17 protein-coding genes are annotated in these 16,220 nt (G+C 71.9%); 8 read left to right on the top strand and 9 right to left on the bottom strand.

What is annotated here, in order from left to right; genetic code table 11:
* The first annotated feature begins 216 nt into the window (after positions 1-216).
* From IE278_RS09150 to IE278_RS09130, 5 genes are all read left to right on the top strand, one after another.
* Positions 217-2,784 carry a sensor histidine kinase gene (locus IE278_RS09150; protein WP_189770591.1) on the top strand — a complete coding sequence of 856 codons (2,568 nt, stop codon included), beginning with the start codon at positions 217-219 and terminating at the stop codon, positions 2,782-2,784.
* 11 nt (positions 2,785-2,795) lie between these two features.
* Positions 2,796-3,221 (top strand): roadblock/LC7 domain-containing protein, encoded by a 426-nt coding sequence (locus tag IE278_RS09145; protein ID WP_107021990.1) that lies wholly within the window; start codon positions 2,796-2,798, stop codon positions 3,219-3,221.
* A 1-nt stretch (position 3,222) separates the two neighbouring features.
* Complete coding sequence (locus IE278_RS09140; RefSeq protein ID WP_189770589.1) at positions 3,223-3,579, top strand: DUF742 domain-containing protein; 357 nt, start codon at positions 3,223-3,225, stop codon at positions 3,577-3,579.
* On the top strand, positions 3,566-4,180 hold the full coding sequence (locus IE278_RS09135) for a GTP-binding protein (RefSeq protein WP_189770587.1): 615 nt from the start codon (positions 3,566-3,568) through the stop codon (positions 4,178-4,180). The genes IE278_RS09140 and IE278_RS09135 overlap by 14 nt, the downstream gene beginning before the upstream one ends.
* Positions 4,181-4,368: 188 nt before the next feature.
* On the top strand, positions 4,369-5,460 hold the full coding sequence (locus IE278_RS09130; protein WP_189770585.1) for a lysylphosphatidylglycerol synthase transmembrane domain-containing protein: 1,092 nt from the start codon (positions 4,369-4,371) through the stop codon (positions 5,458-5,460).
* Positions 5,461-5,482: 22 nt separating this feature from the next.
* Here the strand turns inward: IE278_RS09130 and IE278_RS09125 are convergent, their stop codons facing one another.
* Both IE278_RS09125 and IE278_RS09120 read right to left on the bottom strand, forming a co-directional pair.
* Positions 5,483-5,944: an RpiB/LacA/LacB family sugar-phosphate isomerase gene (locus tag IE278_RS09125; RefSeq protein WP_189770575.1), complete on the bottom strand. Its 462-nt coding sequence runs from the start codon at positions 5,942-5,944 to the stop codon at positions 5,483-5,485.
* A gap of 72 nt (positions 5,945-6,016) precedes the next feature.
* Positions 6,017-6,865, bottom strand: a complete 849-nt coding sequence (locus IE278_RS09120) for a LysR family transcriptional regulator (protein WP_189770573.1) — start codon at positions 6,863-6,865, stop codon at positions 6,017-6,019.
* An 81-nt stretch (positions 6,866-6,946) separates the two neighbouring features.
* On the opposite strand from IE278_RS09120, the gene IE278_RS09115 reads away from it, so the two are divergent.
* Entirely contained in the window at positions 6,947-7,321 is a 375-nt protein-coding gene (locus IE278_RS09115) for a DoxX family protein (protein ID WP_189770571.1), read from the top strand.
* A gap of 31 nt (positions 7,322-7,352) precedes the next feature.
* Here the strand turns inward: IE278_RS09115 and IE278_RS09110 are convergent, their stop codons facing one another.
* From IE278_RS09110 to IE278_RS09080, 7 genes are all read right to left on the bottom strand, one after another.
* A complete protein-coding gene (locus tag IE278_RS09110) occupies positions 7,353-8,876 on the bottom strand; it encodes an LCP family protein (RefSeq protein ID WP_435861450.1) in 1,524 nt (507 codons plus the stop codon).
* Between the two features lie 207 nt (positions 8,877-9,083).
* Entirely contained in the window at positions 9,084-10,016 is a 933-nt protein-coding gene (locus IE278_RS09105) for a M56 family metallopeptidase (RefSeq protein WP_189770569.1), read from the bottom strand.
* A gap of 6 nt (positions 10,017-10,022) precedes the next feature.
* Entirely contained in the window at positions 10,023-10,454 is a 432-nt protein-coding gene (locus IE278_RS09100) for a BlaI/MecI/CopY family transcriptional regulator (RefSeq protein ID WP_189770567.1), read from the bottom strand.
* Between the two features lie 151 nt (positions 10,455-10,605).
* A complete protein-coding gene (gene msrB, locus IE278_RS09095; protein WP_189770565.1) occupies positions 10,606-11,013 on the bottom strand; it encodes a peptide-methionine (R)-S-oxide reductase MsrB in 408 nt (135 codons plus the stop codon).
* Positions 11,014-11,058: 45 nt separating this feature from the next.
* Positions 11,059-12,459 carry a UDP-N-acetylmuramate--L-alanine ligase gene (murC, locus tag IE278_RS09090; RefSeq protein ID WP_189770563.1) on the bottom strand — a complete coding sequence of 467 codons (1,401 nt, stop codon included), beginning with the start codon at positions 12,457-12,459 and terminating at the stop codon, positions 11,059-11,061.
* A gap of 395 nt (positions 12,460-12,854) precedes the next feature.
* On the bottom strand, positions 12,855-13,328 hold the full coding sequence (locus IE278_RS09085; protein ID WP_189770561.1) for an indole-3-glycerol phosphate synthase: 474 nt from the start codon (positions 13,326-13,328) through the stop codon (positions 12,855-12,857).
* Between the two features lie 180 nt (positions 13,329-13,508).
* A complete protein-coding gene (locus IE278_RS09080; protein WP_189770559.1) occupies positions 13,509-14,339 on the bottom strand; it encodes a pyrimidine reductase family protein in 831 nt (276 codons plus the stop codon).
* Between IE278_RS09080 and zapE the strand changes: the two genes are divergently transcribed.
* Positions 14,338-15,483: a cell division protein ZapE gene (gene zapE, locus IE278_RS09075; RefSeq protein WP_189770557.1), complete on the top strand. Its 1,146-nt coding sequence runs from the start codon at positions 14,338-14,340 to the stop codon at positions 15,481-15,483. The two genes, IE278_RS09080 and zapE, sit on opposite strands and share 2 nt — an antisense overlap.
* A 223-nt stretch (positions 15,484-15,706) precedes the next feature.
* Positions 15,707-16,105 (top strand): hypothetical protein, encoded by a 399-nt coding sequence (locus IE278_RS09070; RefSeq protein ID WP_189770552.1) that lies wholly within the window; start codon positions 15,707-15,709, stop codon positions 16,103-16,105.
* Positions 16,106-16,220 lie beyond the last annotated feature (115 nt).

Raw genomic sequence — 16,220 nt, 5'->3', positions numbered from 1 at the left:
CGGAGATCGCCTTATAACGGCGATGACAAGGTTTGGGGTACTCACGGTGCGTACGGTCACTTGTACGGATAGCATCCTGCGGACCCCCTGTGTGTACAGGACACGCGCTCATCAGGCGCGCCCGTCCGCTGCCCTGCCGACGATCCGACACCCCCGCGACCGCCCGAACTCCCCCGCGACTGACCTCTGCTCACCGCTGATCGCTCTAGGACGACGATGTCTCCACGGACAGGCGCCCGCCGCCGTCTCGGCTCCATACGTCTCTCGCTGATCCTGCTGGCCCTGGTTCCCAGCGTCACCCTCGCCGCCATGTGGGGTGTGACGACGATCCAGATGTTCTCCGAGGGCCTGCGGCTGCGGGACCAGACCGGGCTCAGCCGGTCGACCGGGGCCATGGGTACCGACGCGACGCTGGCGCTGCAGAAGGAGCGCAGCCTGTCGGCCGTGCTGCTGGCCTCGCCCGACGGTTCCCGTACGGCCCTGGACGCGCAGCGGGAGCGTACCGACAAGGCCATCGCGACGCTGGTCGGCCAGTCCGACCGGATCCGGGAGGCGCCCACCCGTATCCGCGACCGGATGTACTCGGTCATCGCGTCGGTGGGGAGCCTGGAGTACTACCGGGGGCAGGTGGACAACCCCACCGACATCACCCCCGAGCAGGCGCTGGACCAGTACACGTCGATCATCGACGACCAGATCCACGCGTTCCAGGAGATCTCGCAGGTCGACGACGGCGAACTCACCTCGCAGGCGGGCCCGCTCGTCGCCCTCGAACACTCGGCGGAACTGGTCTCCCAGGAGGACGCCCAGCTCCACCTGGTGTGGCCGGCGGGCCGGCTCGACGACGAGTCGTGGAGCCACTTCACCCAACTGGTCAACGCCCGGCGCTTCCTCGTCGAGGACCAGCTCGTCCCGTCGCTGCGCGGCTCGGTCAAGACACAGACCGAACGGATCCTCCAGGGCTCGGACTGGAAGTCCCTGGAGACCGTCGAGGAGCAGGTGCTGGCGGCGCGGGCCAAGGACGGCGACGGGCGGATCGACCTCCCCGACGCGGAGAAGCGCTGGGACTCGGCGTACGACAAGCTCAGGCTGCAGTACTCCACCCTGATCCAGCAGGAGACGGCGGCGCTGCTCGAACGCAGTGACGACCAGGCCGAGGCGCTGCTGATCAAGGCCGCCGCGCTGAGCGCCGCCGGACTCGTCGCCCTGCTGGTGTGCGTCTTCATGTCCTGGCGCATCACCCGCTCCCTGTCCCGGCGGCTGCGCGGGCTGCGGATCGCGACCCTGGGCCTCGCCGAGGAGCGGCTGCCCGACGTGGTCGCGCGGCTCGACCGCGGCGAGACGGTCGACGTGGAGTCCGCGACCCCCGAGCTGGACTACGGCCAGGACGAACTCGGCCAGGTGGCGCAGGCGTTCAACACCGCCCAGCGCACGGCGGTCAACACCGCGGTGGAACTCGCCGACACCCGGCGCGGTTTCCAGAAGGTCATCCTCGGCATCGCCCGGCAGAGCCAGAACCTGGTCAACCTCCAGCTCACCAAGCTCGACGCGCTGGAACGCGAGCACCAGGACCCGAACATCCTCAAGGGACTGTACGAACTCGACTCCACGGCCAGCCAGTTGCGCCGCTACGAGGAGAACCTGGTCATCATCAGCGGTGAGCGGCCCGGCCGCAGCTGGACCGAGCCGGTCGCCCTGATCGACATCCTGCGCAGCGCGGTCGGCGAGGTCGCCGAGTACCAGCGCGTGGAGGTGCAGACCGACGAGGAGGTCTTCCTCGCCCCGCCCGCGGTGGCCGACGTCATCCACCTGCTGGCCGAGCTGATCGACAACGCGACCACGTACTCGCCCGCGCCCAGCCCCGTCGGGGTGCGGGCCGGGCTGGTGGCCAAGGGTCTCGCGGTGGAGATCGAGGACCGCGGTCTGGGCATGTCCGAGGACGACTACGCGTCGTTCAACGCCCAGTTGGCGGTGCCTCCGCAGTTCGACGTGGTGGCCCTCGCCGACGACCTGCGGCTCGGCATGTTCGTGATCGCCCGGCTGGCCAACCGGCACGGCATCACCGTCACGCTGCGCCCCTCGCCGTACGGGGGCACGACCGCGATCGTGCTGATCCCGTACGAGATCGTGGTGCGCGAGTCCCCGGAGTCCGCCGCCGGGGGCGCGCGGGGAGCCGACGAGGCGCGGAGGCAGACCGGGGAACCGGCCCGGACCGCCGTCGCCGTCGCCTCCGCCGCGAAGAGCACGACCGCGCGGGACACCGGGGACGGCGGGGACACCGCGGCGGACGGGCCCGCCCACGAACGCCCGCGGGAGGCGCAGCCCGTCGCCCACGCGCGCAGCGCCGAGGTACCCGCGGCACGGACCGGCACCGTCAGACCCCGCCCCGAGGCGGGCCGTTCCGACGCGGGCCGCGCCGATACGAGCTATACCGACGCGGACCACGGCGGTGCGGGCCATGCCGGTACGGGCCGTACCGGTGCGGGCCGCGCCGAGCCGGGCGGCCGCACGGCGCGCGACGGCCTCAAGGCGCTGCCCCGCCGGGTTCCACAGACCAGTCTGGCCGCCGAGTTGCGTGAGGACTCCGTGACCGGCACTGCCGACGAGGCCGACAACTCCCTGGACGACTTCACCGCGGAACGCGCGGCCTCCTCCCTCGCCGGATTCCAGCGCGGAACACTCCAGGCGCGTGACAACGACGCGGATCCGTCGTACGACCAAGGGGAAGAAGCCGCGCCCGACGGCGCTTCCGTCACCTCGACTCCGCCCGCTGACCGCTCATGAAGGACAGAGAAATGACACGCCCCATCCCTGCCACGCACAGTCAGCTCGACCAGCTGCTCACCGGACTGGTGGACCGGGTCGCCGAGGTGAACCAAGCCGTCGTGCTCTCCGAGGACGGACTGGTCGTCAGCAGGTCCACGGGGTTCCTGCGGGACGACGCCGAGCGGCTGGCGGCGACCGCGTCCGGTCTGATGAGCCTCAGCAAGGGCGTCAGCATGGACTTCCGCGGCGGCCCCGTACGGCAGGCGCTCATCGAGATGGCCAACAGCTATCTGATCCTCACCACGGCGGGACCCGGCGCCCATCTGGCCGTGCTCACCAACCGGGGCGCGGACGTCGGAGTGGTCGCGTACCAGATGAACATGCTGGTGAAGAAGATCGGCGAGCACCTCAGCGCGGCACCGCGAGCCGGTGTCGCCACCGACTCCGGCGAGTGAAGTGAACGGAGGCGATTCGGCGGGCCGTCTCGTCCGGCCGTTCACGCTGACCGGCGGGCGCACCCGGCCCAGCCGCGCCGACTTCACCCTCATCACGTCGGTCACCACGGTGGATCCGCCGCCCGCCCGGGCCGCGCGGCCGCAGCCCGAGCACGCGCGGATCCTGCGGCTGTGCGCGAAGCCGGTCGTGGTGGCGGAACTCGCCGCCCAGCTCGACCTGCCGGTGAGCGTGGTGTGCATCATGCTCTGCGATCTGCTGGAGGCGGGGCGGATCACCGCCCGGGCACCGCGGGAGATCTCCCGCACCTCGGACTTGGACCTGCTGCAGAAAGTGAGGGACGGCCTTGGCCGGCTCTGACCCCGTCATCCAGGGGACCTCAGCACCCGACACGGTGAAGATCCTGATCGCCGGCGGGTTCGGCGTGGGCAAGACCACCATGGTCGGCTCGGTCAGCGAGATCGTGCCGCTGCGCACCGAGGAACCGCTCACCGCGGCCGGCCTGGGCGTCGACGACCTGGGCGGCATCCCGGAGAAGCACGCCACCACCGTGGCCCTGGACTTCGGGCGGATCACGCTCAGCCAGGAACTCGTGCTGTATCTCTTCGGCACACCCGGCCAGCAGCGGTTCTGGTTCATGTGGAACGACCTGGCCATCGGCGCCCTGGGGGCCGTGGTGCTGGTCGACGTGCGCCGCCCGGAGTCCAGCTTCGCCGCCATCGACTTCTTCGAGCGGCGCGGCATCCAGTTCGTCGTCGGCGTCAACGGCTTCCACGGCGAGCATCCGTACTCGCCGGAGGAGATCCGGGAGGCCCTGGCGCTGCCCGAGAACGCGCATGTGCTCCTGTGCGACGCCCGGGACCGGGACTCGTGCCGGGACGTACTGATCGCGCTGATCGACCAGTTGATAGCGACCTCGGCGCAGGGCGACGGAAGCGGGCGGCCCGGCAGCCTGGCTTGAGAGTCGGTGGGCGTGGGCACAACAAAGAAGCCGGAGCCGTGTGCGCGACGGCGGGCCGTCCACGCCCCGTCGGCTTGCGGACACCATGGCGTCACACCGGGTGGGCATGTTGCGGCCGTCCCCCTCCTGCCTCGCCGTGACCGTCCGCCCGCGCCGCGCGGGTATGACGCGGAAGGACGACGTGCGCCGTGTCCTCGCTCCCGCTCGAATCCGTCCCCCGGGCGCTCCCCACGCCCGCCCCTTCTCCCGTCCCGACTCTCATCCCCTCCCGCGATCCGGCTCCGGTGCTCCCCCTCGATCCGGCTCCGGCGCTCTCCTCCGATCCCGCTCCTTCCCGCCTGCCCGCCATCGGGCGCCCGGTCCGCTGGGCCCTGACGCTGCTGCCCCTGCTGCTGATCGCGGCGTGGGCGACGGTCGACTGGCGGACCGTCCGCGACGGGACCGCCAGGCTGGCCGCCGCCGACCCGTGGTGGCTGCTGGCCGCGGTGCTGTGCACCTGCCTGGGCTGGGTGGCCGCCGCCTGCGTACGCCAGGGCGCCATCCCGGACCGGCTGCCACCCGGACTGCTGCTCGCGTCGCAGTTCGCCGCCGGTGCGGCGAACCATGTGCTCCCGGCGAGCATCGGCGCCCACGCCGTGACCCTGCGCTTCCTCCAGGCCCGTGGCATACCCCTGGCCCGCGCCACCGCCTCGATCGCGCTGTACACCCTGGTCAGACCGATCGCCAAGACGATGGTGCTGCTGGTCTTCGTGGTGGCCTACCCGGAACTGCTCCACCTCGGTGAACTGCTCCCGGACCGACGGACCGTGGCCCTGGTCGCCGGGTCCGTCGCCGCCGGGTTCGGCACGGCCGCGCTGCTCGTGACGACCGTACGGCCGCTGCGCCGCCCGGCCCTGGACTGCGTACGCACCGCCCTGACCGACGTACGGCTGCTGCACCGGCGGCCCGCCCGGATCATCGCCCTCTGGGGCGGTTCTGCGGCGACCCCGCTGCTGCAGGGAAGCGTGATCGCCACGGTCGGCTTCTCGCTCGGACTCCCGCTGACCTGGGCCCAGGTGGTCCTCGCGCTGCTCCTGGCCAGTACGGCGGTCGGAGCCGTGCCCGCACCCGGCGGCATCGGGCCCGTGGACGCGGCGCTGGTGTTCACCATGGTCGCGTTCGGCGCCCCCGTGGGCATCGCGGCGGCGACCGTCGTCGGCTACCGCGTCCTGACGATCTGGGTGCCGCTGCTGCCGGGCGCGCTGGTCCTGTCGGCGCTGGTGCACCGCAGGGTGCTGTGAGCGAGGCCGGTGCCCGGGGCGGCTACGGAGCCGTGCCGCCGGGACCGAGGTCGAGGCGCGTCACGTGCGACACGTTCTCGCGGTCGTCGGCGTCCGTGCTGGGCTCGGCGTCGAACCACGCGTCGAGGATCTCCTTGAGCAGCGGTCCGGACGTCAGCCGCAGCCCGAGGGCCAGCACGTTGGCGTCGTTCCAGCGGCGGGCTCCCTGGGCCGTGTAGGCGTCCGTGCACAGCGCGGCCCGTACGCCCGTCACCTTGTTCGCGGCGAGCGACGCGCCCGTACCGGTCCAGCAGCACACCACCGCCTGGTCCGCGCGTCCGGCGGCGACATCGCGGGCCGCCGCCTCCGAACACACCGCCCACCGCGCGTCGCCGCCGGGCCGCAACGCCCCGTGCGCCAGCACCTCGTGGCCGCGCTCGCGCAGTTCCGCGACGAGCGCGCGGGCCACGGGTTCGTCCATGTCCGAGGAGACGGAGATCCGCATGCGCCGGAGACTACCCGGCGCGGCCGACGGACACCCCTCGCCCGCCATCCCGCCGACGGACACCCTCGCCCGTCATCCGTAGGCGGCGGCCGCGATCCGGACGAACGAGCGGATGACGGGGTTCGTGTCGCCCTGCTTCCAGGCCACCACCACCCGGCTCGGCTCCATGTCGATCAGCGGTACCACCGTGAGCCCACGCGCCGGCACATGGTCCAGGAGCGTCATACCGACCGTGCCGTTCCACAGAACGGCCTGCCGGCACTCCTGCACGGCGCGCACCACCGGCCCCTCGCGGGGCTCCCCGCCGCTCCAGTACGACTGCCAGAGCGGGTCGGTGCCCGCCGGGAACCGGAACCAGCGGCGGCCGGTCAGGTCGGCCAGCTTCAGGCTCTCCCGACGGGCCAGCGGATCGTCGGCGCGCAGCAGCGCCCCCACGGGGTCGGCCCGCAGTTCACGCACGTCCAGGCCGGTCTCGTCGAACGGCCCCCGGGTCAGGGCGATGTCGACCGATCCGGCGCGCAGTCCGCAGGTCGGATCGCTGAGGTCGGTCTCACGGACGCGGACCTCGACGTGCGGGTACCGGCGGCGATGGGCCGCGGCCAGCCCGATCACACCCGGGTCCGTGCTGTCCCCGAGGAGGCCGACGGTGAGGATCGCGGCACCGGCCGCCGAGGCCACGCGTTCGCGGATCCGGTCGGCCCGGCCGAGCAGGTCACGCGCCTCGTCGAGCAGCAGCGTCCCGGCCGGAGTGAGCGCGACCCCGGCGGAGGACCGGTCGAACAGCGCTGCTCCCAGCTCGCTCTCCAGGCGCTGGATCGCCCGGCTCAGCGGCGGCTGGCTGATGTGCAGCCGGGTGGCGGCCCGGCCGAAGTGGAGTTCCTCGGCGACCGCCACGAAGTAGCGCAGCGTCCGTAGCTCCATGGGCGCCACGATACCCGTACGGTATCGAGGCGCCGAAAAGGGTCTTGGACAGCCGGGGTGCCCCCGCAGTGGGATCGAGGCATGACTGACGCACTCGAACTCGCGTACTGGATCGTCGCCGGCCTGCTCGCCCTCTTCTACCTCTACGGGGGCGGGGTGAAGGTGGTGAAGAGCCGTGACGCGCTGCGGCCGATGATGGCCTGGGTGGACAGCACGCCGATGCCGGCCGTCAGGGCGATCGGCGTGATCGAGGTCCTGGGCGCGATCGGGCTGATCCTCCCGCCGCTGACCGGCATCGCGCCCTGGCTGGCCCTGGCCGCGGCCGTCGGGTTCGTGATCCTGCAGATCGGCGCGACCGCGGTGCACCTGAAGCTCGGGGACCGCCGGATCGCCCTCAACATCACGCTCCTCCTCACGGCCGCGGCGACCGCCTGGCTGGCGACCACCTGGCTGTGACCTCAGCCGCCCCGCCTCCCGCCCGGCGGGGTCACAGGATGCCCTCGGGGTCGAGGCCGGTTCCCACCACGAGGGTCACCACGCCCGCGGCGGCGTCCGACCCCTGTGCGGCCCTGGTGTCGGGCAGCCGGGACGCGAGCACCTTCGCCTGCGCGCCCATTCCCTGCGGATAGGTGGCCGTGGTGGCGCGGGTCGTCTCCGGGGCGTTGCCCGTGCCGACGACGGTGAACCCGGCCTGGCGCAGTTTCGCGGCGACGACGGCGGCGCGGCCCGAGACGCCGGTGCCGTTGAGGACCTGGACGCGGACACCGGACGCGTAGATCAAGTCGTCCTTGGCGGCGGCCTGCAGCGCCTTCTTGTCGACCTCCTTGTCCTTGGCCAGGGAGGTGAACAGGTCGCCGGCCTGCGGGTACTGCCACACGACATTGGCCTTGTCGGTGGCCACGTCCGCCTCACGCGGGTAGTTGGGCACGGTGAGGAAGGTCAGCCTCTTGCTGGGGATGCCCTTCACCTCGGAGGCCAGGCCGTACAGCGGCTTGATACCGGCGAGGTCCTTGTCCGTGGTCAGGGACTTCGTGGCCGACTGCAGGAAGTCGTACAGCGAGGTCGGGCTGGTCAGTTTGGACTGCGCCTTCTTGGCCAGCGCCTGCATGAACTCCTGCTGACGGCCGATGCGTCCGAGGTCGGAGCCGTCGCCGACGCTGTACCGGGCGCGTACGTAGCCGAGCGCCTCCTCGTCCTTGACGGTCTGGCAGCCGGCTTCCAGGTCCAGGTGGGCCTTGTCGTCGTGGATGGCCTGCTCGGGGCAGACCTCGATGCCGTCCAGGGCGTTGACCATGCCCTTGAAGCCCTGGAAGTCGACGGACATGAAGTGGTCGATGCGCAGTCCGGTGTTCGCCTCGACCGTCTTGATGGTGCAGGCGGCGGCGCCGGCGACCTCGCCGGTGCTCCCGCCGATCGCGAACGCCTCGTTGATCTTGGCGTGGTGCGCCGCGGCGGTGGTGTCGTCGCCCTTCTCGCACGCGGATATCCGCACCCACGAGTCGCGCGGGAAGGACACCACGGTCGCCCATTTCCGGTTCGCGGGGACGTGCATCACCATCAGGGTGTCCGACTGCATGGTGGTCAGGTCGCTGCCGTACTTCGCGTTGGCGCCGTCGCGGCTGTCCGAGCCGACGACCAGGATGTTCTTCGAGCCGGGGCTGAGATTGACGGGACGGTCCCCGCCGAGCTTGTTGTCTATGTCGGCGGCGCCGATGTTCCCGTTCAGGTCCTGGTATATCCAGGCGCCCACCCCGGCCGAGCCGAGGACGAGCACCGCGAACACCCCCGCCGTCCAGGCCAGGATCCGGCCCCGCCGCGTCAGCCTCGTCCTCGGCGCCCGTGCCGGACCCCGTGCGCGTGCCGAACCCCTCGCCCGCGCCGAGCGCGCCGGTGGCGCGGATCGCGCGGAGCGCGCCGGCCTGCTTCCGGCCGGAGCCTGCCGCCGTTGTCCCCTATCGCCCACAGGCGCCCCTTCCTCCCGCTCGGCCACCCTCGGCCGACCCCTAGTCATGAGCGCTCGACGCTCCTGCGTTCCTGTGTGCCGCGTTCTTGTGTGCCGCGTTCTTGTGTGCCGCGTTCCTGCGTTCCTGCGTTTGTGCGTCCTGCGTTTGTGCGTTCCTGCATTCCGGACGGCGAAACTCTACATTTATGTAGAGATACGGAGGGGAGGCGGGTACGACTCACGGCTCACCCGGCCGGTCGGCCGCCCTGCGCGTCCTCACAGGGGCGTCGCCGCATACAGGATGAGGACCATCGTCACCGCGGAGTTCGCGGAGGACAGGGCGGACACCGCGGTCCCGGCGGCCGCGCCCCAGGCGGCGAGGCCCACCGAGGTGAACACCGACGGCCAGGTGCGCGGCACGGGCGCGGGGCCGAGCAGCGCGGCGACCCGGCGCGGTATCGGGCCCGGCGCGGCGAGACCCGCGAGCGTGGACACCGGGGTGCCGCGGGAGACCAGCGCGGCCTTGCCGATCGCGCGCGCCACGGCCCTGCGGCTGCCGACCGTCCGAGCGGCCTCCTCGTCCGCCCACCGTTCCGCCGTGTAGGACACGGCCGTGCACAGCGGACGCAGGAACGGGTTGGCGCGCGCCGCCAGCCGGGCGGCGAGCAGGAACCGGTGGTGCCGGGCGGCGAGATGGGCGCGCTCATGGGCGAACAGAGCACGCCGCTCGGCCGGTTCGAGGCAGGCGAGCAGCGCGGTGGTCACCACCACCCGGTCCCGCCGCCCGCCGGGGAGGGCGTACGCGTACGGCACCTCGTCGGGCAGGACGGCCACCTCGGTGCCGGGCAGGTCGGCGAGTGCCAGGTGGGCGCGTCGGCGGACCCGCCCGTGCCGCCACAGCGTGCGCCCGCAGACCAGCAGCACCGCGAGCAGGGCCGGGATGGCCAGCTTCCCGGCGATCTCGTCGTACGGCACCGCCTCGCGCACCTCGGGATCCGACCAGCCGTCGGGCAGCGGGTTGCCGGGCAGCTGTGCCGTGCCGACCACCATCAGCAGCCCCAGGCACACCGTGCTGCACACCGCCATGACCACGGCGAGCCCGGTCAGCAGCCGGGTGGCGGTCCGCGGATACAGCCGCTGCTCGGCGAGCCGGGCGATCGGCCACGCCGTCAACGGCAGGACCAGCGGCAGAAAGACGAACACCCCCATGAGGCTTCAGTCTTCCCTCTCCGCCTCGGGGTGGGCGGGCTGCGCCTCGGGGTGGGCGAGCTGGGCCTCGGGGTGGGCCAGCAGTTCTCGCAGCAGCCGTTCGTCGCCGGGCTCCAGGGATGTCACGAAGCTGGCGAGTACCGCCTCCCGGTCCCGCTCGCCGTCGAGGACCCGGCGCATCCGGCGGGCGGCCAGACCCGCCTCGTCCGACGCCGGGGTCCACACGAAGGACCGGCCGGCACGCTCCCGGGTCACCGCACCCTTGGCCAGCAACCGGGTCAGGATCGTGATCACCGTCGTATAGGCGAGATCACCCCCGAGCCGCTCCTGTACCCGGCCCGCCGTCGCGGGCCCCTCCCCCGCGCGCAGGGCCGACAGGACCTGCGCCTCCAGCTCACCCTGTCCCCGCCGCGGGGAACGCTGCCGCCGGTCCGTCACGCCCAGCCTCCCTCCGCCGACTCCGAAACACGGGCGCCCCATCGTATCGACGCCGAACGGCCGCCCCTGACGACCGAGGGCGGGCCGAGCAGACGTACGTACACGTCCGCTCGGCCCGCCCTCGGTATCCCGTTCGTTCGGACCGGCCTCGTCAGCTCTCGGCCGGCGTCAGCCGCAGCGAGATGCTGTTGATGCAGTACCGCTGGTCGGTCGGTGTCGCGTACCCCTCGCCCTCGAAGACGTGCCCCAGGTGCGAGCCGCACCTGGCACAGCGCACCTCGGTCCGCGACATCCCGTGGGAGCGGTCCTCGATCAGCTCGACCGCGTCGGTGTCCTTCGGGTCGTAGAAGGACGGCCAGCCGCAGTGCGACTCGAACTTCTCCGTGGAGGTGAAGAGGTCGGCGCCACAGGCCCGGCAGGAGTAGACGCCGGTCGTCTTGGTGTCGGTGTACTCACCGCGGAACGCCGGCTCCGTGCCGGCCTGGCGCAGGACGGTGTACTCGGCCGGGCTCAGCTCCGCACGCCACTGCTCGTCCGGCTTTTCGATGTCGTAGGACATGAAGCTCAACCCCTCAACTCAGGTACGGCTACTTCTCTGGTACGGCTACTTCGACAGACGGGTCAGGATCTCGGGCCCGAGGTCCGTCACGTCTCCCGCACCCATGGTGAGAACGAGATCACCGGGCTTCGCCATTCCCGCCACCACCGCGGGTACCTGTGACATGTCATGCACCGGCGTCACGTCCGCGCCGGCCGCCCATGCCGCGTCGATGATCAGCTCGCTGGTCACACCCTCGATCGGGTCCTCGCGGGCCGGGTAGATGTCCAGGACCAGCGAGGCGTCCGCCAGGGACAGGGCCTGGCCCATCTCCTTGCCCAGTTCCTGGGTGCGCGAGAAGAGGTGGGGCTGGAAGACGACCAGGATGCGGGAGTCGCCCGCCGCCGCCCTCATCGCCTCCAGGTCCGCCGTCATCTCGGTGGGGTGGTGCGCGTACGAGTCGATGACCTGCACGCCCGCCTCCTCGCCCTTGAGCTGGAGGCGCCGCTTCACACCCGTGTACGAGGCGAGGGCGGGGGCCAGTTCGGCCGCGGGGATGCCGAGGGCCACGCCGGCCGCCAGCGCCGCCACCGCGTTGTGCGCGTAGTGGCGGCCGGGCACCGAGACCGTGAAGGTGAGCGTGGAGCCGTCCAGTTCGACGGTCACCTCGCTCTTCAGGCCCTGCGGGACGACGGACAGCACGCGTACGTCCGCGTCCTTCGACTCGCCGTACGTCACCACCTCGACGGTGTCCCTGATGCCGTCCGGCAGCCGCCGGGTCAGCTCGCGCGCGCCCTGCTGGTCCGCGGCGATCACCAGGGTGCCGCCGGGCACGATCTTGCCGGCGAACGTCTCGAAGGACTCGTAGATCTCGTCCATGGACGCGTAGTTGGCGTGGTGGTCCAGCTCCACGTTCAGCACGATCGCCACCTCGGGCGCGTACTTGTGGAAGCTGCGGTCCGATTCGTCGGCCTCGGCGACGAAGATCTCGCCGTCGCCGTGCAGGGCGTTGGATCCGGGGACGTCGAGGTCGCCGCCGATCGCGTAGGAGGGGTCCAGACCCAGGGTCGACAGGGACACGGCCAGCATCGACGTCGTGGTCGTCTTGCCGTGCGTGCCGGCCACCGCGATCGGCCGCAGGCCGTCCATCAGGCGGGCGAGGGCGTCCGAGCGGTGGACGACCGGGATGCCCAGCTCGGCGGCGCGGGCCAGCTCCGGGTTGTCCGCGCGGATCGCCGAGGAGACGACCACGCAGGTGGCGTCCGCCGCCAGGTGCTCCGCGGCGTGCCCGAGGTGGACCGTGGCGCCCAGCGCGCGCAGCGCCTCGGCGGTCGCGGAGTCCTTGGCGTCGCTGCCCGCCACCGCTGCCCCGCGCTGCGCGAGGATCTTCGCGATGCCCGACATCCCGGCGCCGCCGATGCCGATGAAGTGCGGTCGATCCATGGCGGTAGGAAGGCCGGGTGCCATACGTGTTTCTCCCAGGATGCGGCTGTGACGGTGAGCGCCCCAGCCTATTGCGTCCGCCCCGCCGACCCTCGCAAGGGCCGGGGGCCGCCCCGCGGGGGCGCGACCGGCCCCCACCGGCCTGCGCAGTTCCCCGCGCCCCTCAAGGACAAAAGACTGCGCCGTTCCCCGCGCCCCGCAAAGACAAAAGACTGCGCCGTTCCCCGCGCCCCTGATAGGGCGCAGCCCCTCCAAGGGGCGCGGGGAACTGCGCGGCCAGCACCAACCGGGCCCGCATCCGTAAGGCCCCTATGGGCAACTCGGGAGAAGCGCCCACAGGCTGCGCGGGCCGCCGCGGACGGGCCGCGTACGGTGGCTCCGGGCCCCCACCGCGCCCCCGCCAAACCACAGCGGCAGCGTCACACCTTGCTGTGGGAGAACAGCTTCAGCACCGGTACCCCCACCTTGTGCCGCGCCCGGGACGCCCAGTCGCGGTGGAAGAACTCCTCGACGTAGTGCGGATCGGTCAGCACGATGACCTCGTCCGCCCCGACCTCGTCGACCAGCCCCTTCAGCGCGTCCAGCGGATGCGCCTCGATCAGCCGCCCCTCGGCCGCGCTGCCGGTGGCCCGCAACGCCACCAGCGACACCTCCAGGGCCCGCTGCCCCTGGCCGACCGCCTCCGCCCCTTCGGGCGTCTCGTTCTCGCGGGCCGCCTCGTCCAGCTCACCGAGGGCCACGTCGTCGATCGCCCGCAGCAGCCGGTCCGCCTGGTCGCCGCGCGGCTGGAGCAGTACGTGGAAGTCCACTCCCTCGTCGCCGTGCAAGGTGGTGACGAATTCCACGTCCGCGGAGGTGAGGGCCTTCTCGATCATCAATACGCTCGTGAACACGACAAACGCCCTTCTCATCCGTGGGCCGTTCGTAGACCCCTGCGGAAACCATCCTGCCCCGTGACCGCACGGGGACTGCGATTTTCGGTGTGCCCGGCGAAAGCCAACCGGAACAGCCGATTCCACTTCTCTGTCCGTACTCCCGATTCCTTGATCGGCTCCGACGGTCAGGTCCGATGGTCAGGTCCGACGGTAACGGCTGAAGAGGAACCCGTCCTCCTCCAGCAAAGACGTCAGTTCGAACCGGCTCGGCACCGCGACGGACGGGCCGCCCGCGATGCGCTGGGCGTCCCCGACGGTGAGCATGGGGGACACCGTCAGACACAGCTCGTCGAGGACACCGGCCGCGACCAGCTGGCCGAGCAGCCGGGGCCCGCCCTCCGTCAGGAGCCGGCGCAGCCCCAGGCCGGCGAGCGCGCGGACGGCCCGTGCGGGCTCCACCCCCATGCCGTCGCCCGCGATCACGACCCGCGCGCCGGCCTTCTCCACGGCGGCGATCCGGTCGGGCGCCGCCGCGGCCCCCGTGAGCAGCAGGGTGGGAAGCAGCGGCGAGGTGAAGAGCGGAAGCGAGAAGTCCAGGTCGAGGCTCGCGCTCACCACGGCGATCGCGGGCGCCGGGCCCTGTCCCGCCGCGGCCCGGCGCGCGGCGAAGTCCTCGCGGGCCCGCGAGGGCCGGTAACCCTCCTGGCGTACCGTTTCCGCACCGACGATCACGACGTCCGCGAGCCCCCGCAGCGTGCCGAAGATCCGCATGTCGGCGGCGCTGGAGATGGGCTGCGAACGCCCGTCGTGCTGGGCGGCCCCGTCGAGCGTGGAGACCATGTTGGCCCGCAGCCACGGCTCGGGCCCCTCGGGTCCCGCGGCGCCCGGTGGATAGGCGTACGCCTCGGCCAGTTCGTCGAGCCCCCATTCCCGGGCCACGTCCTTTGTGCCCGGTGTACCCGGTACCCCGTCCGAGGCCGGGGCTGTTGTCGCGTCGGTCACGTCGGTCACAGGGAACAGGCGTCGCATGTCGTGCAGTCTGGCACGAGACGTAGAGTGGGGAACCGTGTCAACCTCCACCACCGCTTCCGGAACCGGCCCGACAGCCGACGCGACCCCGGCGTCCCTGTGCGCCCGCGAGCCGCGCGTCCCCGCGGACCGGCTGGTCGCCGAGATGGTGCCGCCGCCGCGCTTCGACTCGGTCCGCTTCGACACGTACATCCCGGATCCGAACCAGCCGAGCCAGACCGAGGCCGTGCGCGTCCTGGCCGACTTCGCGGCGGGTCTCGGCGGGACGCAATCCGCCGGCTCCGGAAAGCGCGGGTTCCTCGGCCTCGGGTTCGGCAAGAAGCCTGCCAAGGCCCCGGCCGGCCCCCGCGGTGTCTACCTCGACGGCGGTTACGGCGTCGGCAAGACGCACCTGCTCGCCTCCCTCTGGCACGCGACCCCGGCGGAGCCCGCGCTCAAGGCCTTCGGCACGTTCGTGGAGCTGACGAACCTGGTAGGCGCCCTCGGTTTCCAGCAGACCGTGCGGACGCTGAGCGGCCACCGGCTGCTCTGCATCGACGAGTTCGAGCTCGACGACCCCGGCGACACGGTCCTCGTGTCGAGTCTGCTCGGCCGGCTGGTCGAGGCGGGGGTGGCGCTCGCCGCGACCTCGAACACGCTGCCGGGCAAGCTCGGCGAGGGCCGGTTCGCCTCGGTCGACTTCCTGCGCGAGATCCAGGGCCTGTCGGCCCACTTCAGGTCGCTGCGCATCGACGGTGACGACTACCGCCACCGCGGACTGCCCGAGGCCCCGGCCCCGTACTCGGACGAGCAGGTCACGAAGGCCGCGTATGCCACGCCCGGTGCCTCGCTCGACGACTTCCCGCATCTGCTCGACCATCTGGCCCGGGTGCACCCCAGCCGGTACGGCGCGCTGACGGACGGGATCGAGGCGGTCTGCCTCACGGACGTGCAGCCGGTTCCGGACCAGTCCACCGCGCTGCGGCTCGTCGTCCTCGCCGACCGGCTGTACGACCGCGAGGTGCCGGTACTGGCCTCGGGGATGCCGTTCGACAAGCTGTTCAGCGAGGAGATGCTGAACGGCGGCTACCGCAAGAAGTACTTCCGCGCGATCTCCCGGCTCACGGCACTGGCGCGGGACGCCAAGGGCCTCGTACAGCACTGACCGTCGTACACCGTCGTACAGAACTGACCGCCGTACAGAACTGACCGTCGTGCAGGGCCGACCGTCGTACCCCCGGCGGTTTCCGGCCTGTCACCGGCGCTCTTCGGCCCTCTTCAGCCTCTCTTCAGGGTGAAACGTTAAGTTAACCCTGCAAACAACTTCCCGAGTTAACGTTCGTGTCAGCAAGGGAAGACATGACCTGGAGACGGCGGAGAGGGGGCCCATGCGACGAGGTACGACGGTCCGCACGCTGTTCGCCGTTCTCGCCGCCGTCCTGCTGGCCCTGCAGCTCTCCGCCTCCACCACGGCGTTCGCACCGACGTTCGCATCCGCGCACACGACCCAACTCGCCGGCCCCGGTGACGGCCCCCAGACCAGGGCCGAGTTCGTCACCTGTGGCGACACCTCGCACTCGCACGGCCCGACCGGCCCGCTGCGCACCCGTGAGCGGATCCGTGTCGCGGACCACGTCACCCCGGCCGCCGCGCGCCTCCTGCTCTGCAAGGACGTCGCGGTCGCCCACGAGGACCCGTCGCACACCGCGGCCCCCGCGGCGCACCACCGCGCGACCAGATCCTCCGCGGCCCACTCCACGGCAGCCCTCCAGGTCTTCCGCTGCTGACCTGACCAACGGGCACGAAGCGACTCCGACCTGACCCACCCCTCACCACGCCACGTCCGCCGAGCGCGTCGACGTGGGGTCATGTCGCCGTACCCGCATGCGCTCCGTTTTGTAG

It is taken from the genome of Streptomyces tauricus (genome assembly GCF_014650955.1).
In the GTDB taxonomy this organism is placed as follows: domain Bacteria; phylum Actinomycetota; class Actinomycetes; order Streptomycetales; family Streptomycetaceae; genus Streptomyces; species Streptomyces tauricus.
Note: the sequence above shows the minus strand (reverse complement) of the source record. Positions and strands in the feature narration are given on the sequence as shown.